General features: G+C 39.5%; 1 protein-coding gene. It reads right to left on the reverse strand.

Features of this window, described 5'->3' with window-relative positions:
- Positions 1 to 376: 376 nt before the first annotated feature.
- The coding region (locus V7659_RS10865) for an Ig-like domain-containing protein (RefSeq protein WP_335540045.1) at positions 377 to 1654 on the reverse strand (1278 nt) is incomplete at its 5' end.

Below are 1654 nucleotides of genomic sequence, written 5' to 3' on the forward strand. Positions count from 1 at the left end.
GATGGATAAGCGTTCTACCTGCAAAGGAGGCAAGAAGTTTGTCGAAACAGATTTGATAATTCCGCAGGAAATAACCCACCTTTCTACAAAAACAGTCTGGTTTCTTGCAAACCTCCAATATTCTATTAAAACCCTGCCTTTTCGGAACTAAACAAACGTTTGTTTAAAAGCAACCTCAGCTTGCTCCATTCCTATCTTTCCCTCTGCAATTGTCCGAAAAGAACGTCGAGAGATGTCTTCAAAAAGGACTCTTTTAAAAAGGAACCTAATTTAGCTACTAAAAGAGGATTGGTGCCCAAACTTAACATTCTGATATCCGGTTATTACCTAAAAAAAACCTCTTCACAAAAAGTGAAGAGGATTTCCTTATAGAATTTTATTTTACTTTGACGGTCGTTGCCTTACTAATATTCTTTGCCTTATCAGTTGCTGTCAAGCTTAAAACCGTTTTCTTCTTTTGGGCTTTAATCTTCACTTTGTATTTGCCCTTGGAATCTGTTTTAGCTGTACCGATAACTTTTTTACCTACTTTAATCGTTATAGTTGAGTAGGCTTCAGCAGTTCCAGTAACTTCTTTTGTTGTGCTTTTCACTGCAGTTTTGATTTTCGGCGCCAATGGAGCTGTTTTGTCAATGACAATCACACTCTTAGCCATACTTACATTTCCTGCTGCATCCTTCGCTGTCACAATTAACTTTGTTCCTGCTTTATGAACAGGAATCGTTACCTTATAGTTACACTTAGCATCTGCTTTGGCGATGTACTTTTTCGTTCCAATTGTTACAGTAACAATCGCTCCAACTTCAACTTTACCACTTACCACTTTTACTAGGTCTGAAACAGTATAAACTGTTGGAGTAACTGGTGGCGTTTTATCAATAACTATGATACTTTTTGCGACACTCACATTTCCCGATGCATCCTTGGCAGTTACGATTAACTTTGTACCTGCTTTCTGGACCGGAATGATTACTTTGAAGTTCCAATTTGTATCAGCTTTAGCTGCATAAACCTTTGTCCCAATTAAAATCGATACTGTCGCTCCCGCCTCAGTCTTGCCGGTTACTTCCTTTGACTTATCTGAAACCGTATTTACTGTTAGAACGGTTGGAGCTGTTTTGTCTATAACCTTTAATGTGGTTCCTTCACTTACATTACCCGCGGTGTCTGTTGCAGTGATAAATAATACAGTTCCGGCTTTTAGGGATCGAATCGTCACTTTATATTTGCCATCTTGTCCTGCTGTCCCCGTACCTATTACTACACCATTTACCTTTACTTCAATTTTGGATCCCGCTTCTGTTACACATGTGATAGTTGTATCTCTATCACTTACTGGACTTACTACCGGTTTTGCAGGGGCGGTTGCATCCTTCACCACTACTGCAGTTTCTTCACTTACATTACCAGCTTTATCCGTAGAAATAATAACTAGTTCACTGCCTGCAAGTTGTACTGGAATTGTTACTTCATAGCGGCCATCTTCTCCTGCAGTTCCAGTACCAATCACTGAACCATTTACTTTCACTTCTACTGTTGATCCAGCTTCTGCTTGCCCTGTAATTGTAGTATCCTTGTCGGTTACTTCACTTACTGTCGGCTTTTCTGGGGCAGTAATGTCCTTTACCACTACAATAGTTGTTTCACTTACATT

Source organism: Neobacillus drentensis, assembly GCF_036966985.1.
Lineage (GTDB): Bacteria > Bacillota > Bacilli > Bacillales > Cytobacillaceae > Neobacillus > Neobacillus drentensis_E.